Source organism: Streptococcus sp. 10F2, assembly GCF_054331515.2.
In genome coordinates, this window is sequence record NZ_JBTGGE020000004.1 from 25,594 (window position 1) to 41,931 (window position 16,338).

At 43.2% G+C, this 16,338-nt stretch carries 10 protein-coding genes; all 10 read left to right on the plus strand.

The genetic code is table 11. The features are described 5' to 3' along the window. The first annotated feature begins 13 nt into the window (after positions 1–13). The 10 genes from ACXM1Q_RS01915 to ACXM1Q_RS01960 are packed head-to-tail and all read left to right on the plus strand — an operon-like array spanning position 14 to position 16,336. Complete coding sequence (locus ACXM1Q_RS01915) at positions 14–343, plus strand: hypothetical protein (RefSeq protein WP_458515637.1); 330 nt, start codon at positions 14–16, stop codon at positions 341–343. After that, positions 344–4,009: a tape measure protein gene (locus ACXM1Q_RS01920; protein WP_458515639.1), complete on the plus strand. Its 3,666-nt coding sequence runs from the start codon at positions 344–346 to the stop codon at positions 4,007–4,009. Further along, complete coding sequence (locus ACXM1Q_RS01925) at positions 4,006–6,012, plus strand: distal tail protein Dit (RefSeq protein WP_458515641.1); 2,007 nt, start codon at positions 4,006–4,008, stop codon at positions 6,010–6,012. The genes ACXM1Q_RS01920 and ACXM1Q_RS01925 overlap by 4 nt, the downstream gene beginning before the upstream one ends. Then, positions 6,013–12,132, plus strand: a complete 6,120-nt coding sequence (locus ACXM1Q_RS01930) for a peptidoglycan amidohydrolase family protein (RefSeq protein WP_458515643.1) — start codon at positions 6,013–6,015, stop codon at positions 12,130–12,132. Position 12,133: 1 nt separating this feature from the next. Beyond that, the gene (locus ACXM1Q_RS01935) at positions 12,134–14,128 is read left to right on the plus strand and encodes a DUF859 family phage minor structural protein (RefSeq protein ID WP_458515645.1); all 1,995 of its coding nucleotides are present in this window, start codon (positions 12,134–12,136) and stop codon (positions 14,126–14,128) included. A 14-nt stretch (positions 14,129–14,142) separates the two neighbouring features. Next, entirely contained in the window at positions 14,143–14,511 is a 369-nt protein-coding gene (locus ACXM1Q_RS01940; protein ID WP_458515647.1) for a DUF1366 domain-containing protein, read from the plus strand. A gap of 19 nt (positions 14,512–14,530) precedes the next feature. Next, the gene (locus ACXM1Q_RS01945) at positions 14,531–14,671 is read left to right on the plus strand and encodes a CD1375 family protein (RefSeq protein ID WP_458515649.1); all 141 of its coding nucleotides are present in this window, start codon (positions 14,531–14,533) and stop codon (positions 14,669–14,671) included. Position 14,672: 1 nt separating this feature from the next. Further along, on the plus strand, positions 14,673–15,134 hold the full coding sequence (locus ACXM1Q_RS01950; RefSeq protein WP_458515651.1) for a phage holin family protein: 462 nt from the start codon (positions 14,673–14,675) through the stop codon (positions 15,132–15,134). After that, complete coding sequence (locus tag ACXM1Q_RS01955; protein ID WP_458515653.1) at positions 15,118–15,855, plus strand: CHAP domain-containing protein; 738 nt, start codon at positions 15,118–15,120, stop codon at positions 15,853–15,855. The genes ACXM1Q_RS01950 and ACXM1Q_RS01955 overlap by 17 nt, the downstream gene beginning before the upstream one ends. Before the next feature lie 43 nt (positions 15,856–15,898). Beyond that, positions 15,899–16,336, plus strand: a complete 438-nt coding sequence (locus ACXM1Q_RS01960; RefSeq protein WP_458515655.1) for a hypothetical protein — start codon at positions 15,899–15,901, stop codon at positions 16,334–16,336. The last annotated feature ends 2 nt before the right edge of the window (positions 16,337–16,338 follow it).

The following is a 16,338-nucleotide window of genomic DNA, read 5'->3' on the forward strand; positions in this document are numbered from 1 at the left end:
AATTTATGAGGATATGTTGGCCACTGTTTTTGCATTTTTTGGAATTAGTGATTGGACAGAAGCTAATCGAATTACCTTATTTGAATTTAGAATTCGAAATCGTGGCCATATAATGAGTCAGCTAGAACATGAGAAGAATTTACATCTTCAAGCTTTCTTGAATCGACTTGTCAAAGCGACGACAAAAGATGGAAAGGAATACAAATTCAAAGACTTTAGAGATTTCTATGACGAGAAAAAACGCTGGAATGAGAAACTTGGTAAAAATCACTCTGTTCCCGTCAATGAGAATCTAATTGCCATCGCTAAACGCATGCAAAATTATAAGAAAGGAGGGTATTAAATGAGTTCTACAAGTTACACGGTTGAAGCGATATTGAAGGCTAGAGATAGTGGTTTCTCAAGTGCTTTTAAAAAAGCGGAACAATCTGTAACTGGCTTAACGGGTATGGCTGGGAAAGTTGGGTCAGCTTTTAAGTCTGTTTTGGGAGCCAATCTTGTCAGTTCTGCACTGACTTCTGGAATTGGTGCAGTTACATCAGGGATTGGCGGAATGGTTTCTGAATTGAATAGCTCGCAAAAAGCTTGGAAGACATTCGAAGGCAATCTACAAGCTTTTGGAAAATCCGGCGCAGAAATTGCTTCTGCTAAGAAAGAGATGCAGGATTTTGCTACCAAGACCATTTATTCTGCTTCGGATATGGCTAGTACCTATTCTCAATTGGAAGCTGTTGGAACTAAAAATGTTGGAGGGCTTGTTAAGGCGTTTGGTGGATTAGCGGCTTCTGCAGAGAATCCTGCTCAAGCGATGAAATCCCTATCACAACAAGCTACTCAGATGGCAAGTAAACCAAAGGTTGCTTGGCAAGATTTTAAAATTATGATGGAACAAGCTCCTGCTGGTATGGCGGCTGTTGCTAAAGAAATGGGAATGTCCACAGCAGAATTGGTTGCTGCAGTTCAGGATGGGAAAATTAGTACAGAAGAATTCTTTGATGCTATGGAGCGAGCTGGTAACTCGGAAGCTTTCCAAAAGATGGCTACGGAGTTTAAAACGGTAGATCAAGCTATTGATGGAGCAAAAGAAAGTCTCGCTAATAAATTAATGCCAGCTTTTGAGGAATTTAATAAATTTGGAATTAAAGCAGTAAACGCTCTTTCTGATGCATTGGAGAAAATCAATTTTGATAAGATGGCTGGTCAATTAGGTAATTTTCTGAACGGAATTGATATTCAAGGAATCATAGATGGAATTGGCACCACAGTTGACAGTGTTGTAACAAAAGTACAAGCTTTCTGGAAGGAGTTTGAGAAAACTGGTGCAGTAGATGCTTTTTCTTCAGCAGTAGATTCTGTAGGAAGAGCTCTTGGCCATATTATTGATAATGCAACTGCAGTCAGTGTTATGGAAACATTGGGCACGACTCTTGGGAATATCGTTAAAGATGTGTCAGGAGTAGCAAAAGCTATTGGCGACTTTATTTCTAAATTAGATCCAGGGTTAATTCAAGGTTTTGCGAGTGGGTTAGTCGTTCTAGGTGGGGCTCTACTGGCTTTAAAAACAGGAATGACGATTGCTAAAGGATTGTCAAAAGCATTTGATTTTGGAAGCAAAATTGGTGGTCTGATTGGTAAAATATTTGGTCTCACAGGGGCTCAAGTTGCAAATGCTGGTGCCAGTTCAGGTATGGCAGCAGGTAACACTGCTGTCGGAACAACTGCCGGAGCAAGCGCTGGTTCGGTTATGAAGCTTGGTGCAGCGGTACTTATGATTGGTGCTGGAGTTTTGATGGCAGCAGCAGGAGTCTATGTGTTAGTTCAAGCAGCAATTCAATTGGCTAACGCAGGAACTGGAGCACAGCTCGCAATGTTAGCAATAGTTGCAGGAATTGCTCTGTTGGCAGCAGGAGCGGCTTTAATTGGACCAGCTTTAACAGCAGGAGCTGTTGGTATGCTTGCTTTTGGTGCGGCGATCATGATGATTGGTATTGGAATTGGGGTTGCAACGGCAGGTATTGCTCTGTTAGCAACTCAACTCCCTACAATTGCAATTTTTGGAGCTCAAGCAGCAGTCGCCTTCATGCAATTAGGAGCAGGAATGCTTATATTGGGTGCAGGAGCGCTTGTCGCTGGAGTCGGATTAACCATTGCTGCAGTAGGCGTTGTGGCTCTCGGTGTTGCGGCAGTCGTTGCAGCAGTTGGAGTCTTGGCGCTCGGAGTGGCTGCGGTAGTTCTGGGTGTAGGAATCGCAGTAGCTGCTGCAGGCTTATTGTTGATGACTACTACTTTGCCACCTATTGCTGCGCATGGAGCGGCAGCAGGAGCGGCATTGATCACACTGGGTGCAGGTTTACTAGTAGTTGGTGCAGGAGCTATAGTTGCAGGAGTTGGTTTGACTGTTGTCGGAGCTGGAGCTCTAGTTGCGGCCGCAGGAGCAATTGCATTAGGTGCAGGGTTAGTGGTAGCAGGAGCTGGTGTAGCAGTCTTCGGTGCTGGTCTTAAAGCAGCAGGCCCTGGAATGGATGCATTTGCTAATGCTATCAAGAAAGTTATTGATGCTATTAGCGGTGGTTTATCAAGTATTTTGAACTCTATCGCTGGAGTTATTGAATCGGTAGGTAAAGCTGCCCTAAATGCTGGTAAAGGATTCAATCAACTTGCTGACGGAGTGGTTAAAATCACCAATACAAAATTAGGTGATATGGCGGCATCTCTCGCAGCAGTTGCTACAGGAATCGGAAGTATTGCTAAACATGCTAGCAGCATGACTACTCTTGGTACTGCAATGACTCAGGTTGGAACTGCAATGATAATGTTTTCTGCTGGAGCTACAAGTTCAGTTGCTGCTATGACGGCATTTGGAACCGCAATTTCAACATTGAAAACAAGTTTTGAAACACTTCTAGCAACAATGACAACCGCTGCGACCGCATTTGCTACTTTTTCATCTCAAGCGGTAGCAGGAATGGCAGGTTTGTCAGCCATCAATGCACCAATCGCTTTGTTTAAATCCCAAATTACTTCAATTGGTCCAGCCTTACTGTTAGCAGGCGCAGGAATTACCTTATTCGCTACCCAGCTAACTCTTGTCGGTACCTCAGTTGGGACTGTTACAGCAGGATTTACCGCTTTGAGCATGGCTTTAACCATGATTACCGCTAGCATGCTTCAGCTTGGATCAAGTGCAAGTCAAGTAGTTGGGCAACTAAGTGGAATACCAGGAGCGACTCAAGCGGTAGCTTCTGCCTTTAATTCCATGAGTAGCCAAGTGCAGTCAGCTATGAACCGTGCCTTACAGGCTGTTATTTCAGTCGGAAACCGCATGAAAACTCAAGGCCGACAAATAGGTCAACAGACTGCCCAAAACCTAGCACAGGGGATTAGGAGTGGTTCTGGACAAGTTTCCAGTGCCATGAGTTCATTAGTCCAAGCTGCCGTATCAAGAGCGCAGGCTGGAGTCGGTGCTATGCGAAATGCAGGGGCTATGATTGGTCAAGGTTTGGCTCAAGGTATGCTTTCAGCTTTAGGTGCAGTTACGGCTGCTGCTGATGCACTTGTCGCTCAAGCAGAGCGTGCGGCTCAAGCTAAAGCCAAAATCCATTCTCCATCTCGCTTATTCCGTGATGAGGTTGGTATCTTTATCGGTCAAGGTATGGCAGTGGGTATTGAAAAGAGTACCAAGTATGTTACAGGGGCTATTGATGACCTTGTCGATGAAGCAAGTCAAATCGATTTGCGCTTAGATGACTTGTTTGACAACCGATTGAACTATCGGGCAAATCTTGGTGAAATCAAGGGTGACATTACTCACCAACTTGTTAACAGACGTGAGGAACGCAGATTTGACGCATTAAGCGAAGCTCTTGAAGTGATTCAAGCTTCACTTGAACGAGATATGGTTGTTAATGTCAATGGGCAAGAATTTGCTAGGGCGGCAGGTCGTGATATTTCTGCTTATCAAGCTAACGAGGCACGACTCAATAAACTATTAAGGGAAGGAAGACGATGATAGACGAAAAAATCATTATGACCTACAATGATGTGAATTTTGGTGATTTGATTGACATCATCTCAATTGAAAGGGACATTGGTAATAAGAGAGATGTTTCTACGAATCCTGCTCTAACTTTAGGAGCGACGGTCAACCGAGTTAAAATCGGGATGAAGGAGATTCGTGTCCGCTTTTCCTTGGCATCGGTAAAACTTTCTAGTATTCAGTTCGTGGATACTGTACAAGAATTTGAACCACATTATGTAAATTTGAATAAACTACGAGAAAAGATTGCGGGGCTGTTGAATACGACAGTCCCTTTAAAATTGGAATTCTCAGATGAGCCGGATCGTTACTATTGGGCTTTACCTGATGGAGACATTACGTTAGGATCAATCACAACTTGGTATGACGAGGGGACAATTACTTTTTTAGTTCCGGACGGAGTTGCTCATTCAACCACTTACAAAGAAGTAACTACCCATCGGGTAGAGGAGAATAGAATCGTCTATACAGTCGAGAATAAGGGAACAGTAGATGCATTTCCGATCATCGAGGTAGAACATGAAGAGGAAAATGGGTATCTAGCTTTTGTGAATCGAGAAAGTATTAGTGCTTTTGGAGATGAGTCTGCCGAGGATGCTTCGAACCAAGTGCGCCCATCAGAACCTCTTTTGGATTTTAAAGGAGGAAAGCTTTTTAATAGTGTATCTCTACCAACTAGAGTCTATGGCGGTGGTTCGTTTACTGGCAGTGGTGCTAAAGCTGATTATCAATCGAATAATGATCGCGGCTATGTCTTCAATATCAGTATTGAAGTTGTTAGTCAAAACACCAGTGCAAGAACGAGCCAAGTTCGTGTACGAGGTTATTTAACTAATAAAGGATGGACCTTCACGCTTTATGATATCCATGCGAATGTGGCGGTAGCTGGTCAGACCTTTAGCTACTCAGGCAGACCAGCAATGTTGCAGAATAATTCACGGTTGGATTTAATCGATAAAACAATTACAGTAAGTGGTGATTCTGTCGGTGTGTCTGGTTATCTTCAGGGCGGTGGAGGTTGGTCACCCAATCGTTTGACAGTCGGGACAAAGACTTTCCGCTTACCAAGAATGGCAACTTCTACAACACAACCAGGTAATACTCAAGCAACAGGTCCGAACTTAGCGCAAAAGAATGTTGCGGTCCGCAATGATTCTTCCGATGTCCAAAATGGCAGTCTTAAAATTGAAAATGCCTGGGGGAGAAATCACATTGCCTTGAATACTCTTGGCTCAATTGGTCAAAACCAAGGGGCTAGTTCAGCTGGATTAACTTGGGTGATTCCTGGTAATGAACGGACCACAAGTGAATATATTTGGTGGCGTCAAATTTTTTGGTGTGGTCGAGTGAACCAACGTGGCTGGTTAAAGGTTATTGTATCTGATGCCAGTGGTGGATTTCTTTATGGTGTCGAAACCATCAAGCGTGGAGATGATTTTGGGACGGAGTACAATTTCTTTGCGACCGATGGCAAGGGCGGTTTTGAATTCCATAAGCAATGGAAGTTCAAACCTAGTCATAAAAATGAGGAGAATCCTTTTAACGCGAGTCGCGGTTGGTCGGACCTTACACGAAAAGATGATCAAGTGGATGTTTACTGGTTTGGTTCGAAGTTCAGAGTGACTGTTCCTAATCTAAAAGGTAAACAAGCAGCTAAGATTCATGTGGTCTGGGGTGGTTATCCCGGACATGAGTGGCCAACTCACATGTACTTAGATGAACTTTATTTCCGGATGGACTTCGGAAACAAGTTTAATCAGAAGCCAGCGAATCTTTTTGGGAAACAATCAGAACTAGTCATCAACTCAGAAGATGACACGATTCAATTGGATGGGGTTATGAACGCTAACCTTTTAATTGATGGAGCAGGTTTTATTCGAATCCCTCCTGGGGAATCAGAGCTGCAATTTTATGCTTCGAAGTGGACTAGAAAGATGCCGAGGGTAACAATTCGATTTGAAGAGAGGTGGTTGTAAATGCTATTAACGATTCACGATGCAAACTTAAAAAAAGTTGCTTTTGTTGAAAATGATAAGTCAGGGACTTTAAACTTTTTTAACGATGAGTGGCGTCGTAATTTAGAGACAGCCTCTTCAGTTTTTAGCTTTTCTGTTTTTAAGAAAGCCCTTCAATATGACACAGTTACTTCAAAGACTTACACTGTTTTGAATGAACGGTCATTCGTTTCTTTTCGTTACAAGGGAAGGAGTTATCTCTTTAATGTTATGACCGTTAAAGAAAATGAAGATTTCATTGAATGTACCTGTTATTATTTGTCGCTTGAATTGACCAATGAATACACAGGAGCTTATAAGGCTGACAAAGCGATGAGTTTTGTTGAGTATATGAATCTCTGGGGAATGGTCGAAAACAACGCAATCAAGATTGGCGTTAACGAGGTTAAGGATCAGCAACGTAAATTAGAGTGGGAAGGAGAAGATACTGCTTTAAATCGGTTACTTTCTATTGCGAATAAATTCGATGCTGAAATAGAGTTAATCACAAAATTAAAACCGGATTCCAGCCTTGACGCTTTCGTTTTGAATATCTATAAAGCTAACGATGGCAAGGAAATCCAAGGAGTGGGGAAGAGACGAATTGACCTTCTTTTGCAATATGGACGTAATGTAAAAAATATCACACGAACTATAGACAAAGCAGAGATTTATAATGCGGTTATGCCTATTGGCACTTCAAACCAGGGAACTGATGACCCCAAAAAGGGAACTGCTGCCAAACAAGCTACTACACAGACTGGCTACACAGGTACATCTATCCAGTACGCAGGTAAAACTCTCTCGAAAGAAAATCTCTCTAAGATTGTGGAACACTGTCGTAAGAATGACTTACTGATTTCTGGAGTTATCTGTCAGCTCTACCTTGAAAGTAACTGGGGTAATTCAAACGTTGCAAAGATGGATAACAACTGGTCAGGAATGAGTGGAGGAGCACAGACTCGTCCATCTGGAGTAGTGGTTACGACAGGTTCTTGGCGTCCTGCAAATGAAGGCGGAACCTACATGCATTATGCCAACCTAGATGATTTCTTCAAGGACTATACCTACCTCTTAGCCCAACAAGGAGTCTATGCTGTTAAGGGTAAGAAGGATATTGAAGGTTATACAAGCGGTCTATTTCGTTCGGGTGGTGCTAAATATGACTATGCAGCGTCTGGCTACGGCCATTATATTGGTCTCATGCGTTCAATTCGCAGTGGGGTCAACACTGCAAACAATGGTGTGCTAGATAAATTAGATCGTGGGGAGTTAGTCGGGAACCTCACTAGTACTCCTGACAAACACTCTGCTACTTCTGATCCACGAATTGATAAGATGATTCAATGGTTTGAAGCTAGGCAAGGGAAGGTCACTTATTCCATGGCGAATCGTGGCGGTCCTAACTCCTATGACTGTTCATCGGCTATTTATTTTGCTATGCAACACGCAGGCTTCCAAGGTATTGGCACATGGGCATTTTCTACAGAAACGGAACACGATGCCTTAAAACGTGCGGGATATCAACTGATTGCTGAAAACCGCTCGGTACCACTCCAAAAAGGAGACATACTTATATGGGGAAAACGTGGATTTTCGGCAGGAGCGGATGGCCATACAATGGTCATGAAAAATGCCAATGATATGATCCACTGTAACTTCCGCCATAATGGTATCTCAACAAATAATTACCAAGCATATCTCCAAAGCATGGGTCGTGCTATCTACACCTACGTTTACCGCTTACCGAACCAAAAAGGAGATTCGGGAGCGCCTAAGACTCTTGCAGTCTTGAGGGAGGCAGATGGCTTGAAGAACCGTACTGTCGGTTCTGGTGAGTGTTACGGCTTGGCAGCTTGGTACTCCATGAAATTAAAAGGTCCTGGACTTGGTGGAGGGGTGACAGGTATTACTGACGTTATCGGCGATACCATGAGAGCTTCACATATCGGTGATGGCTATAATTTCGCTAAGTACGGTTGGAAGGTAGTTCGAGGTGGAAGTGATATTCGAGCGGGTGGGCTTTATAATGTCAAACCTAATAACGGAACCCCTCCCCAAACAGGCTATTATGGGCACACTGGGATCATCAGAAAAGTTGAAGGAAATCGTGTTACGGTTCTTGAGCAGAACTTTGCTGGTAAGCGGTATGTTATCGAAAACACTTATGATTTAGCTACCTTTAGAACTGGTATGCAGACAGTCTGCTACCCACCGGAACTAGCTAATGGAGGAACAATTGATGCTTCCCCTAAACCTGCCGAACCTAAAAAAGAAGAGCAGAAGACAGAAACTACAACAGGTACCGAAGTAGTTGAAGTTAGAGTTGATCCAAAACGATACCAGGAATGGAAAAATGAGAAGGGACAAGTGGAGTTTTACCTCAAAAATGGCGTGCTCTATGCGCCAATTTCTCGGGATCTATACCCTTCCGTTTTGACTGGTAAGGAAACTACTGACAACTGGATTCGTAAGGATATGAAGATTGAAACGGACTCCCAAGATGTCTTGATTTCAAGTGCTCTTCGTGAACTTCGTAAGCACGCATATCCAAAAATTACTTATGAAGTGGATGGATATGTGGACCTTGAAATAGGAGATACCGTCAAGATTCGAGATGAAGGATTTACACCGACTCTTATCTTACAAGCTCGGGTATCTGAACAGACAATTTCTTTTACTAATCCAGCCAATAACAAGACAATCTTTTCAAACTTTGTAGCCTTAGAGAATAAAGTGTCTAAAAATCTCATGACAGAACTTGAGAAGATGGTGGAAGATGCACGTCCTTATGAAATCCGACTCACAACGGATAATGGGGTTTCTTTTAAGAACAGTAATGGTTCCAGTTTATTGACTGCACAATTGTTCAAGGGAAGAAGTGAGCGCCAAGCTGTCTTTATCTTCAAAGACCTGGAGGATAACTTCCTTGGAACCAATCAACAGTTGGAAGTCAAAGCGGAAGATATTGAAAATGTCTTAAATGTGGTTGTCGAAGCTTATGTCAACAATGTCCTGGTCGCTACAACTGACATCAGTTTTACCAATACAAAAGATGGTACTGTCGGAAAAGCTGGACCCAAGGGCGCTGACGGAAGGACTCCCTATTTCCATACCGCTTGGGCGGACAGTGAAGATGGGCGACTAAACTTTACCGTAGAGGATTCCGCAAACAAGGAATTCATGGGGACTTACACTGACTACACACCAGAGGATTCAAGAGACCCTGGTATGTATAAGTGGGTCAAGGTTCGTGGTGATGACGGTCAAGATGGCCGTGGAGTTGTTAGCTACACGAACTACTATGCTTTGTCTGATACAGGTCAAGCAGTGAGTACACCAAAAGGAAATCTCTTGCTTGGAAGTGATAGCCGTTGGGAAAGTACTGCTTTCAGCTCTAAACACTATCAATTATCCGAACCTTTAGAAGCTGGAGCCACTTATACTTTGGCTATCCGTTGGTGGCGAGTCGGAGCAAACTTTAATAATTACAAGCCGATGATTTTTTACAATGGTTGGCGCTTGCAACTATTAGCTCCCATCAATACGACTAACAACCAACAGTCTCCTGTTCAATTGAAGTACGATTCAACTCTAGATTGTTGGTGGGCGACATTTACAGTTCCCAAAGAAGAATCAATGAATGATAGTCAAAAAGCAGACTATGCTAATCGAACGAGTCCACGAATTGAGGTTTATCGTCACGGTACCTCTACTAATAAAGATGAAACCGGAAATAACGAAGATAAGTTTAGAACTGGTGCAGATTGGGCAGTTTTGGTCAAGGGAGATATTCCCGTTAAAGGGCCTGTTAAATCTGATAAAGAACTAGGTTGGGTACCTGATGTTCTAGCAGTCACACCTCAAAAACGGTTTCTTTGGTATTACCGCATGGAGCAATATTCTGACGGTTCTGTTAAGACAACGGAGCCTATTTTGCTTGCCGTTCATGGTGAGAAAGGAGATCCTGGGGAACGTGGCTTGCAAGGTTTGCAGGGAGAACGTGGAGAGCGTGGAATCCCAGGTCAAAAAGGTGCTGACGGGAAAACACAGTACACTCACATAGCTTATGCCAACTCTGCTGACGGCCGTCAAGGATTTTCAGTTTCAGATTCTAACCGAACTTACATTGGAATGTATGTTGACTTCGTAGAGAACGATTCAACAGATCCAACTAAATACCAATGGACTTTAATCAAAGGTGCTGACGGACGAAATGGAACACCAGGACCAAAAGGAGCCGATGGTCGCACTCCTTACTTCCACGTTGCCTATGCAAGTTCGGCTGACGGTAGAACTAACTTCAGTACAACGGACGCAGCAGGAAGAACCTACATCGGAACTTATACCGATTTTGTACAGCCTGATAGCACCAATCCAGCAAGCTATGCTTGGGTACTGATGAAGGGCGCTGATGGCCGAGATGGTCGGGACGGAAGAGACGGTGCTCAAGGTCCGAAAGGCGATAAGGGAGATACTGGTGCTAGAGGACCCCAAGGAGCACAAGGGGTCAAAGGGGATAAGGGTGACAAAGGAGACCAAGGGGCGGTTGGCCCACGAGGTGAGCGAGGTCTTCAAGGTCTCCAAGGGCCACAGGGGGAACGAGGTATTCCTGGGGTCAAGGGTGCAGACGGTCGCACTCAATATACTCATATTGCCTATGCAGATACTAACCTTGGCGGTGGATTCTCACAGACAACTAATGGCTCTAAAGCTTATATCGGAATGTACGTTGATTTTGAGGAGGCAGATAGTCCGAATCCTGCTCGCTATCGTTGGACTCTGATCAAAGGTCGTGATGGAACTGATGGTCGAAATGGACGAGACGGTGCGCAAGGACCAAAAGGAGATAAGGGAGACCGTGGTGCTCAAGGTCTGAAAGGTGACCAAGGTGTACCTGGACCGAAAGGTTCTGATGGCCGGACTCCGTATTTTCATACCGCTTGGGCTAACTCTGAAGACGGGACCAAGGATTTTTCTACAACCGCTTCAACTGGACGTAGATTCATTGGTACGGTTACTGATTACAATCAAGCTGACCCGACAGACCCTAGAGCCTATCAATGGCATGCTTTGTTTGAGAATGCTGACACCGGGAACTATAATCATATTCGAAATGGGGCTTTTCCGAAGGATACCAAATATTGGAATAATGTAAGACTTGCAAAACACAGTTATTACTACAATAATCAGAAAAATCTATTCTTACTTGAAACGACTAGTCCTAATGAGTTAACAAGCGCTTCTGCTCGCTTTGAAGTTAAGCGAAATACAGAGTACACCCTAAGTTTCTATGCTTTTGCTAGCGGCAATGTTAGACACTCTGATGTCTTTTTCTTAGGTCGAAAGACAGGAGAAACAAATGATTTTACGATTATTAATCAACTCATCAAGAGTCGCCGTTTTTCTCCACATAAAGCTGAATACGTGACCGTCACTTTCAATAGTGGTGAAGCTGATTCTGGATTTATCCGCTTTGACAATAACGGCTCAAGTAATGGCCAAAATGCGGTTATGTTCTTTGGCGAAGTTATGTTGGTTGAAGGAAATGCTGCTCAAAAATGGAGTGCTAATCTTGACGATATTGAAGATGAAATCGCAGCTAAAGCTGACGCAGAACTGACCACCGAACAAATCAACCGACTCAACGAACAAGCGGGTATTTTGATTGCGGAATTGGAAGCTAAGGCATCAGCAGAAATCATGGCTCAATGGATTGAAACAGTTAAAAACCAAATCAAGGAAACCGAACGAGGCAAGAAGGAGACTGAGCAAGCTCTTATCTCTGCGAGTCAACGAATCATAGCTCTCCAGCAAAATATGGGAGACATGCAGATTCGAACAGATTTCATGGATACTTACTTCAGTCAGAGCCAGGACGGATTGATTCTTGGTAAGAAAGATGGTTCATCAGCGGTTCGTGTAAGTAACGACCGTATTTCTTTTGTCTCAGCTGGTAAAGAAGTTGCTTTTATTTCTCAAGGTGTGCTCCAGATTGACAATGGGGTTTTCGTGAAAAGTCTCCAAGTCGGACGTTTCCGACTAGAGCAACATCAACAAAATCTTGATATGAATGTTATTCGTTATGTAGGAGGTTTATGATATGGCAGAATTTTGGTCAAATGACGACCGCGGCTTTCGTCTTCGGGTATGGTTGGATACCACCTCCCAAAATGTAGAAGCTAATACCAGTCAAATTCGTGTACGAGCTCATCTCTTGAACAGGGGCTGGACTTTTACGGGTTATCAAATCAATGCGAGTGTAACTGTAGATGGGCAAACCTTATCTTATTCTGGCTCACCAGCTATGCTTTCAAATAACTCCAGTATTCAGCTGATAGATAAGACTATTACGGTCGCTCACAATGATGATGGTTCTAAGACAGCCAATATGACCGCTCGCTTACAAGGTGGGGGAGGGTATTCCCCTAATACCTTGAACATTGGTCAGCAGAGCTATAAGCTAGCAGATATTGCAAGGGCAAGTTCTGCCACAGTTCCAAGTGGAGTGATTGGCTCACCTATGACCATCACCATTCAACCGGTCAAAGCAGGATATACTCACACCATCCGTTATGAATTTGGGAGTAAATCGGGAACAGTTGCATCTAATGTGGCAACTTCCACGACCTGGACACCACCCATGGATCTCTGTGATCTCTACCCAAATGCAACGACAGGAACTGGCCAAATCCATGTGGACACCTATAGTGGCGGAAGGAAGTTAGGGACTCGGTCTTTTTCAACAAATGTCACAGTTCCGGATTCAGTTAAACCAACTCTTAGCAATTTCAGTTTGTCTGAAGGTAGCGACGTAGTAAAACGTAAGCTACCCGATGGACCTTTTGTTCAAATCCTATCTAAGGTTAAGGTAAACTTTGGTGTGGCTCAAGGTGTCCGAGGTTCGACTATTAAAGGCTATAAGGCAGTTGTCTTAGGGAGTAATCAGACAGTGACAGAAAATAACGGCACCTTTGGGGTTATCGACCGCAGCGGTGAAGTTACTGTTCGGGCAACGGTTATCGATAGCCGTGGTCGTGAATCTGCTCCGGTTGATAAGAAGATTCGATTTGAGTCATACCATGCACCAGTTCTGTCTTTTAGCGTTAAGCGGACCGGAGCTTTACAAGATATTCTAGTTATTAATCGGAATGCTAAGGTTGCAAGTCTTGGAAACAAGAATCGTATGAAGTTGCGATTCTTTTCAGCAAGAGGTCAATCTACAAATTATACGGCAGCAAATGGCCCAGCGGGCGGTGAGTGGACCTCTACTTTTGAATTTGTCAATGCGGAAGCTCAACTCACTGGTAGTTACTCTGGAACTAGTTCTTGGACGATTAAGGGAGTCTTGGAAGATTCCTTCACCTCTACAGAATTTGTTTTCCAAATTCCACCCGAACAAGTGGTTCTGTCCTATACACCGGACGGAGTCGGAATCAAGAAACCGTGGGAACGTGGAGCAGCAGATGTCAAAGGAGATGTCTATATTGATGGAAATCTAATCATCGATAATAAACACATACAGTATCACGCCTTAACTTCAAAAGGCGGAAGGTCAACCTACAATGCGTCACGAACAATGGACTTAAACCTAAAAACAGTCAATCAATTCTTTTCTGTTAATGAGCCAAAGAATGGGCCTTTAGGAGATTTTAGAGGTCAGTTTTATGTAGCAGTCTATTCTGAGTCGGACAATTATCTTTCTCAAGATTTAATTGAAAAAGGGACTGGTCGTCGATTTGTTCGCACTAGAAACGCAGGAAATTGGACACCTTGGAAAGAGTATGCTTTTAAGGAAGAAGTGCCAATAAGAACTGAGTGGAGACAATTGCAAGAAGGTATTAGCGTCAAACGAATTGGTGAGATTGTGACTATCAAACTTGTTGAAGTCAGATTGACAAAAGGAACTGATATAAGTTTTACAAAACTTCCAGAAGAGTACAGACCGCCTTACAAAATCATGGAGAATGTTGCTATGTGGGCGGTTGATAACAATATCGCTAAAGTCCAAATCGAATCTGACGGCTCTTGGTTCTTCTTAGGTGGCACTATCAAAGGAAACTATGTTGTCAACGCTCAAATCACATTTATAGTGTAGAAAGGAAACACATTATGAAACTTGAATACCAATCAAAATCTTTACGCTATGGAGCAGACGGACATCCATCTAAAGCACAAATCAATCTTGGCAATGCGGAAGGTGCGGTCTATCCAGTCTTTCTCAGTCCAGATGTTATTGAGAAATCAGACACTGAATTATTTGAGTTAGCACTGGATGAAATCTACAATCAGAACTTCCCACGGCGGGCTGAGAATGAGAAATTCAATATCATGGGTGAGAAAATCGCCCAGTTTGACGATATGATGGACAAGATGAAAAAGGCGCTGGATGAATCTGAAAAGATGATTCAAACAGTCAGCATGACCGTTAATGAAATGATTTTCAAAAATGATGAAGATACTACAGACATTGAAGAATAACTTTAAAGGAGAACAGGCTATGATGATTAACTTTTTTGCAATGCAGATTGAACGTGGGTGGATTACTCTTGAGCAAGTGCCAAAACGGTACCGTGCCAAGGTGAAAGAACTTTTAGATTTATCCGAAATCGAATCAGGAACGGAAGAGGGAGGTAAATAGTATGTATCAACCAATCCTACCGGATTTGGTAACTAGTGAACTATTTTTACATCTGAGGGGGCTGACCAACAGCCCCTATATTCATGCTTTCTTTTGGTTGATGTGGATTGATATTATTACGGGTTACATAAAAGCTGGAAAAACCAAGACATTTGATAGTAAGACGGGTACTTGGGGAATGTTAAAACATCTCCTCGTTTTTGCAACGATTATTCTTGTAGGAACATACTCTCGAGCTCTGGGAGTGCGACCTTTCGGGATAGCTTGGGTTATGTTTTTTAATTTTAATTACCTGGGTTCCATTATCGAAAACTGGGAAGTTATTGGTTTAGGTTTTCCTGAGTTCTTGAAACCGTATATCAACCAGAAAAAGAAAAAAGCCAGCCAGTTGGCTCAGTCTTTAGTTGAAGCTAATTTAAATATTACAGACAAAGGAGAAAATAAAGATGGCAACACTGAATGAAATTATTAGCTTTGCAGAAAATTTAGCGAATGCAGGACAAGGTTGGGATCAAGATGGTTATTTTGGCACACAATGTGTGGATTTGCCAAACGGAATCGCTAGTCGATTTTTCGGTAAAACTCTTTGGGGAAATGCAATTGACTTGCTTAATGCGGCGGCAGGACTTGGCTGGGAAGTGGAGTACAACGAGGCTGGTAACTTGGACTCTAAACCACGAGCTGGTGCGGTATTTGTTATGGATACGACTTATATTTGGGGTCATCCTTACGGTCACACAGGGTTGGTTATTTCGGATTCTGACGGATATACTATGCAGACTATCGAGCAAAATATTGATGGTAATGCGGATAGTTTGATTGTAGGAGGTCCAGCCCGCTATGCGACCCGTGGTTTTGACGGAGTTGTTGGTTGGTTCTACTATCCCGTCTCAGACTCACCAGCTCATGCATTACCAACACCAAACGGCGATGGCACAATTCACGAAGAAACTGGGACTTTCACGGTAGAAGTTTCTGCTTTGAATGTGCGTGCAGCGGCTGGACTTAACGCAGAAGTAGTCGCAGTATATACACCAGGGCAAAAAATTCACTATGACGGCTACTGCGATCTTGATGGCTACATCTGGATCACTTACATCGCTCAGTCTGGAAACCGGCGCTATGTAGCAGTCGGTCGGTCTGAAAATGGTCGTCGTGTAACTAGCTTTGGTTCTTTTGAATAGCTGAAAGGGGTCGGATTCGACTCCTTTTTTCATGGAGGGATTTATGAAAACATCCAACCAAACAAAACTAGAGCGCCAATCAGGGCGCAAAATCAAGCAAAGAGATACCTCTTCCATCTTCCGCTACAAACTATTAACCCATGACGAAAAGACCCTGTCTGGAGCTGCTAGGGTGCAGTTGATTCATACTGATAGGGGTATGCTTGAGATTGAGGCAGAAGTTGTCGAGAACGTTGTAGAGTTCAAGTTAGAAAAAGCTTTACCAATCGGAACTTACACAGTTGAAATTGAACATGTGGGCTATGTCTTTCCGTCCTCTAACTCCGAAACTATCCAGGTCAATGAGAATTTAGGCGAGTTTGTTTCTGAAAAAGGGATTGAACTCTATTCTTTAAAAGAGATTGTTAAAAAGTATGTGGAGGAAACCAAAGAAGAAAACACTCCGGATTTGCTTTTATTTTATAATTTAGGAAAGGTTTAAAG